Source organism: Psychrobacter sp. AOP31-B2-9 (assembly GCF_052378005.1).
Classification (GTDB): domain Bacteria; phylum Pseudomonadota; class Gammaproteobacteria; order Pseudomonadales; family Moraxellaceae; genus Psychrobacter.
Genome location: NZ_JBQSXG010000152.1, coordinates 1 through 6,707, shown reverse-complemented (window position 1 = coordinate 6,707; position 6,707 = coordinate 1). Strand labels below are relative to the sequence as shown.

General features: G+C 41.1%; 4 protein-coding genes. 2 read left to right on the top strand and 2 right to left on the bottom strand.

Going from position 1 to position 6,707, the window contains the following annotated elements; genetic code table 11:
* Positions 1-44: 44 nt before the first annotated feature.
* Positions 45-1,616: a CYTH and CHAD domain-containing protein gene (locus ACT3SX_RS12990; RefSeq protein ID WP_192519447.1), complete on the bottom strand. Its 1,572-nt coding sequence runs from the start codon at positions 1,614-1,616 to the stop codon at positions 45-47.
* 257 nt (positions 1,617-1,873) lie between these two features.
* Between ACT3SX_RS12990 and ACT3SX_RS12985 the strand changes: the two genes are divergently transcribed.
* Positions 1,874-3,115: a DUF4349 domain-containing protein gene (locus ACT3SX_RS12985; protein WP_442060466.1), complete on the top strand. Its 1,242-nt coding sequence runs from the start codon at positions 1,874-1,876 to the stop codon at positions 3,113-3,115.
* 147 nt (positions 3,116-3,262) lie between these two features.
* On the opposite strand, the gene ACT3SX_RS12980 is transcribed toward ACT3SX_RS12985, so the two are convergent.
* Positions 3,263-4,849, bottom strand: a complete 1,587-nt coding sequence (locus ACT3SX_RS12980) for an isocitrate lyase (RefSeq protein ID WP_192519445.1) — start codon at positions 4,847-4,849, stop codon at positions 3,263-3,265.
* Positions 4,850-5,597: 748 nt separating this feature from the next.
* On the opposite strand from ACT3SX_RS12980, the gene ACT3SX_RS12975 reads away from it, so the two are divergent.
* On the top strand, positions 5,598-6,587 hold the full coding sequence (locus ACT3SX_RS12975; protein ID WP_192519444.1) for a LysR family transcriptional regulator: 990 nt from the start codon (positions 5,598-5,600) through the stop codon (positions 6,585-6,587).
* Positions 6,588-6,707 lie beyond the last annotated feature (120 nt).

The window sequence follows — 6,707 nt, the reverse complement described above, 5'->3', positions numbered from 1 at the left end:
ATATTTATATTGTGGAGGCCTTGTATCACCATGACTAATATAACCTAAACGACATTAGCGTTGTTGTTCAATTTGGCTGAAAACCAGCCAGCACCATAAAGCGCATTATGATCTGTCGCTGATTTAAGTTGATAATACTGTTGATATCGAAGGTGATTATGGTAATGTTTCAATGCTTTTTGTTCTTTGATCAGACGTTTTAGGCTGCGTTTGGTTTTCTTTTTAAACGATTTTTTGTGCAGTAGGGGTGAGGCTATTTCAGTGATGTAGTGTAATGCTGTTAATTGATTACGCAACTCATCTGTTGCTTGGTTACTGTTTTTTATATGAACCTCATGTTCCTCAATGCCACCTGTATCAGAGCTATCAGCGTCAATGGTTTCTATGTCGCTGCCACTTTCTTTCGTAATAGTCTCATCTATATTTAGTAGACTGTCATGCTGTTGGGATATGGCTTTTATTAGTGGTTCGATCGCCAGCTTGTTGGCTTGAGGATCAAGGCTTGCATTGCTCATAGTAAAGGCAATCAACTCTAGCAAAGTTAGCTGAAAATCATTGGCGCTGACTGCGTCAATAGGCTGGATTTTGAGAGTTTCAATGTCAGTCATCCAATTCGTTGCAGGTGCGCCATGTGCCTGTAGTTCGGGGTCGATATGGTGGGCTAGGTAAGTCAGTTCGTAATAACTACCAAGTAGAGTGGCGGTTTGTTTTAGTATTGGTTGCCAATCAGGATTGATCTCATCAGAGAAGCTAGCAAATACTTCTAAGACAGCATGTAAGCGGCGAATACCAGTCTGTAATTGCAAAATATGCCCACTGTCAGTGCTGCCAGCTACGATAGCACTGCTATTCGGTAATATTTGCAGCAAACAGTTATGCACGGCTACTCGTACAAAAGCAGGCATGCTAATTTTTTTATTGATTTTCATTTGACGCAGGTCGGTACTTACTGCTGGACTATGTGGTTGTCCATTAATCAGTAAGCCACCACGTTCAGCTTTGGTTACGGTAGATAAGCATAGCTTGTAGCGCTTACACCATGTTTTGGCTGTCGTAAATAAAAAATCTAAATCTCCTGATACCAGTTCGAACTCTATTTCTTGAATCTTTTCTCGCTGAGTATCATCGGTACCATGAATAATCTCGCCATGATCGTAGGCTATCTCGATGCTGTTTTCCGTTTCGTCTTCGCTATTTTCTATCAGCAACCGAGTGGTGCGCTGTACATCAGTGACGTACAGCGGTGTGAGTTTTTTGGCTAGTTTTTTGAGCTTAAAGGTGGATAATGCTGGCGCGATAGGCGTTTCTTTATAAATCGTTAGGTCAGGCATAAGGGAGTTGGTATCAAGCATTGCCTGTACTTGTTCATTATCTAATATGGCGTTGTGCTCTAAGCGTGATGCCATCCCATCGCCACCAGCTTTGATAGTTTGTACCCAGTTATCGCCTTCTTTACGAATCCGTAAGCCGATACCTGCCTGTGCCAATTGTTGATCGGGTGTGTCGTAATAATGGGCAGCCAGTTGTGTCATCTGTGAGGACTTAACTTGCGCTTGACGCAACAAGCCTTTTAACCGTGATTCTGGCACCAAAAACTTCAACTCTATCTCTTGCATGATGGTTCCCCATTATTTTAAAGCAGGTTAAGTGGCTACTGTAGTCAGTCCATATCCGTCTATAGTCGGTTCAATATACTTTAATCTTTTTCAGATTGAACTACCTACCATCGTATGAAAGCTATTAATCAATAACAAGTAAAATTTGTAGGATTGCCTGTGTTTATTTTCTATAAGCAATATACTTTTATTATATTAGCGTTATAATTGAGCCAAAATATCAAACAAAAGTATATTTAATTATGAACGAAAATTCTATGGTAAGTAAACCTAAAACACCCTCGCAGTCCAATAGTTTGTCATTAGTGTTAGCAGCAGTTACCTTGGGGTCAGTCATACTAATCAATGGCTGCAGCCAATCTGAGGATTATGCAGAAAGCGTATCAGATGAATCATCGGATTACGCTAGTGAAGAATCTGTTGCCGCTGATACAAATGCGCTTATGTCCGAACAACCAACGGCGGCTGAAGAGCTAGAGGCTAACAGCCAAGCCAATGAATTGACAGTTGAAAGTTTATCAGGAGACAGCGAGCAGACGCTAGGTAGTCAGGTCGCTGATATCCAGATAAAAGGTAAATCGCTGCTGATTACTTCCAGTGCAGACTTTACCGTCAAAGATGTCGTCAAGAGTAGCGCTGCTATTGAGGCATTGACACGGCAGCAGGGTGGTTATGTAGCGATCAGTAATATTAGCAATTATCCACGCAGTGATAGAACCTTCGTTCAAGGTGATAAAAACATTACCATCACTACTTATACTCGCCAAGCTGAAATGACCGTTCGGGTACCTCGTACCAACGTCAGTAAGTTCTTAAAGCAAATGCAGCAGCAAGTGGCTTTTTTAAATGAGCAGGAATTTACAGCGCAAGACGTGACGTTAGATATTTATCGTGAGCAGTTGGTAAGTCAGCTAAACAGTGATATGGCAAGCGAGCTTAGCGAAGAGCGACTCGATAGTGAAAACAATAAAGACCAACGTAGTAATATCGAGGCTATTACTGCTACTTATACTGCGCGCCGGCAACAAGAGCTGGCAAAGCTTGAGCAGATGGATATCGCTGATAAAGTTAAATACAGTACGATCAACTTAGTTTTTAGCCAGCCAGACATTAGCTATAAAGAAGTCACTCAAAACCTAGATGTTTTGATAGATGCTGAACGTCCAAGTTTTGGTACTGAAGTCAACAAATCACTCAAAGATGGTTGGAGTATGCTCAGGTCATTCGCACTTGGTGTTATACAATTGTGGTGGTTGGTAGTGCTTGCTGGTATTTTTTATCTCATTTATAGGTTGATAAAAACCATTTATCGTAAGTTCTTTAGACAAAGCCCTCGTATTGAACACTTACGACGTAATCTGATGGGTGAAAACCAAGGTATCTATAATCCAGAGCGTACAAAGAGCAATCAAGTAGGCGATAATACGGGCAGTGCTAAAGAGGCTGATAGCAAGGAGACGGATAGTAAAGATATGAATAACAAGGATGCTAAGCATTAGTTAGAATGAAAGCTCAAAAAGCTCATAATAATAAAAGCATCAGTAAATACTAAAAAGCCGCCCTACATCCTGTAGGGCGGCTTTTTTAGTTTGTAGTTATAACTAGTGTCTGCTTATAACTAGCACTGACTTATAAAGTGTCGGTGATTAGAACTGGTTCATCGTGTTCTTGCCGCCGCCTGCTTTAAGTGCGTTGTCACCAGAGAAGATTTCTTTGTGATCATCGCCAAGGTCAGAACCTGCCATTGCTTGGTGCTTAACACAAGAGATGCCTTCACGGATTTCTTTACGTTGTACGCCAGCTGCATAAGCAAGCATGCCTTCTTCACCGAAGTAACCTTTAGCCAGTTCGTGAACGCTAAGAGCAGTCGTGTGGTAGGTCGGTAGCGTGATTAAGTGATGGAATACACCCGCTTCACGTGACGCATCACGTTGGAAGTTCTTAGCGGCTACGTCAGCTGCTGCATCAAGCTCAGTACCATCGTAATCCGCACTCATCAAGTCATCTTTATTGTATGCAGAGATGTCTTTGCCCTCTGTTTCCCACTGAGCGATAATTTGCTTACGGAAGTTAAGCGTCCAGTTGAATGATGGGCTGTTGTTGTATACCAGCTTCGCTTTAGGCTGTTGCTCTTTGATACGATCTACCATTGATTTGATGTGGGCAACATCTGGTGTTGGTGTTTCAATCCAAAGTAGGTCAGCGCCATTTTCTAGAGCAGTGACACAGTCAAGAACAACGCGGTCGATGTTAGTATCTTCACGGAAGCTGTATAAGCCGTTCGGCATACGAACTGGACGTACTAGCTTACCATTATGCTTAAGTAGACTGTCGTTTTCGTTAGCGTCTTCAATGCTCACTTCTTCCATTTCTAGGAAGTCGATGTATTTAGAAGCAAGATCGCCTGGCTCATTTGATACTGGAATTTTTTGTGTTAGTGATGCGCCTTCAGAGTCAGTACGAGCGACGATAACGCCGTCTTCAACACCTAGCTCTAGGAATGCATAACGGATAGCGTTAATTTTCGCAATGTAGTCTTCATGCGGTACGGTTACTTTACCAGCCTGGTGACCACATTGCTTCGCATCAGATACTTGGTTTTCAACCTGAATGGCACAAGCACCAGCTTCAATCATTTGCTTAGTGAGTAGATACGTCGCTTCTTCGTTACCAAAACCTGCATCGATATCAGCAATGATTGGCACAACATGTGAATCAAAGTTTTCGATTTTCTCTAGGATGGCTGAAGTATCTTGACCCGCTTCTTCGGCAGCGTTTAGCTCGCGGAAGTAGTCGTTTAATACTTTAGCATCTGCTTGACGTAGGAACGTGTAGATTTCTTCGATTAGCTTAGGTACTGACGTTTTTTCGTGCATAGATTGGTCAGGTAATGGACCAAACTCAGAGCGTAGGGCTGCAACCATCCAACCTGATAGGTAGATATAAGTTTTAGAAGTCGTACCGAAATATTTTTTCTTAGCATACATTGTTTGTTGAGCAACAAAACCATGCCATGCACCTAAAGACTGGGTGTATTGAGATGTATCATTGTCATAGTCTTCCATGTCTTGACGCATGATTTTTGCAGTATACTTTGCGATATCTAAACCAGTTTTGAAGCGGTTTTGCGACATCATACGTGCTGCATCGGTTTCGCTGATATTCTGCCAGTTACCGTGTTTTTGTTTTAATTCACGTACTAAATCGATCGCTGATTTATATGCCGTTGACATCTATGTCTCCTTGGTGGGGTGTAAAAAACAAATTAAGTGCTTAAGTAATGACGATTGTGTGCTAATAAAAGCATACATTTAGACTTTATATCCATGCTGTCGATATCTTATAAGATGAAACATAATTACAAGCTATCCGCTAAAGCCTTATTTACCCTAACCAAACTTAGTCACTAATACAAGGGATTTACTCAACTTGCTAGTGAAAAAATAATGGGTAATATATGAACGATTGTCGGTCTGATTCATGTATTTCTAAGGTGCTTGTACTATTTGTTGGCTCTCAGTGTCATAATTGGTAGTAAGAGATGTTACAATAATAAGCGGTTTATAGGATAAAGCTAATCATTGTAAAATGATTAAAGTGGTATCTATAAACAATTAATTAATAAGATCATGCTACCGATGAAAGCCATCAACATACTATATAATTGTGTCCGTCAAATGAATATAGTCGATGTATATACTTAGGGTATATCGTTTGTGCTGCAAATCATCTATGAGACTCACTATAACTGGCTTACCAAGATTTATCTAATTTATGATACTTATCTTTGGTATTTTTATAAGTTATAATTCATATATAACAGTACCTTACATTGGCTATATTAAGTTATACTTAGTCAGTATGATATAAAAACAGATGGAAAATAGCGGAATTATGCTGTTTTAGGCTCTACATTGCCAAGACAGCACTAAAAATGCCAAGATTATAATGGCACTTATTCAAAGGCCAAGAGAACTCTATATGAATTTGCAGCGGGTAGATTTAAATTTATTGGTACACCTAGATGTGTTGCTACGAGAAAAAAACGTCACTCGTGCTGCCGAGCAGCTTGGCATTACCCAACCTGCGATGAGTAATATTTTGCGTCGTCTGCGTAAACTATTTAACGACCCATTATTGGTACGTTCTTCTGAAGGTATGACGCCGACTGAGCGTGCTTTAGAGTTGCAGCCTCGTATCCGTGAGATTCTTGCGGATTTGACACAAGTATTGGAGCCCCGTACGGAGTTTCGTCCTTATAGCACTTCTCGCGTCTTTCGGATTATGACATCAGATTATGCAGAAGCGACTTTGGTACCAAAGCTAGTTAAAGCACTGCGCTCAGAAGCTCCCAACGTTATCTTAGACTTCTTAACACCGTCAGACGTCTCTTATCGCGACATGGAGCAGGGGCGCGTTGACTTAGCGATTAACCGCTTTAATGAGATACCGCAAAGTTTCCATCAGGTGCTAGTATGGCGTGATACTTTTAGCTGTCTATTGTCATCAGACAGTCCTTATGCCAATCGTTTTAATCTAAAAAACTATCTCAAAGCGCAGCATGTTTGGGTCTCTAAAACAGGTATGGGCGTAGGCTTTGGTGTCAATCCAGAGAAGTCTGGCGGCTTAGGATCTATCGATCAAGCGCTGCAACGTTTAGGACAAAAACGTCAAATCAGCGTTTTTACGCGTCATTATCAAATGCCAGCTATGCTTGCAGCAAATAAAGATTTGATTGCTACATTGCCGACGCGCGTAGCAAAAATGCAGGCCAATAACGACAGTATTAAGATGGAAGAGCCACCGTTTTTTATTCCTGAATTTGAGTTAACCATGGCGTGGTCTCCGTTATTACAACACCATCCAGCGCATCGTTGGTTACGCCAACTTATTATGCATGTGGCCCGCCAAATCGTTGACGACGAAGAAAACCCACCACAAGAAATCCCTGTGATAAACCATTTGTTTTAAATCGCTTAGGGTTTGTTGATGTACATGAATCATTTATTGAACCAGCCGCAGGGCTGGTTTTTTTATTTGTCCAACTTTACCAAGCCACTGCCTTTACAAAACCACTTCGCTTATAAATAA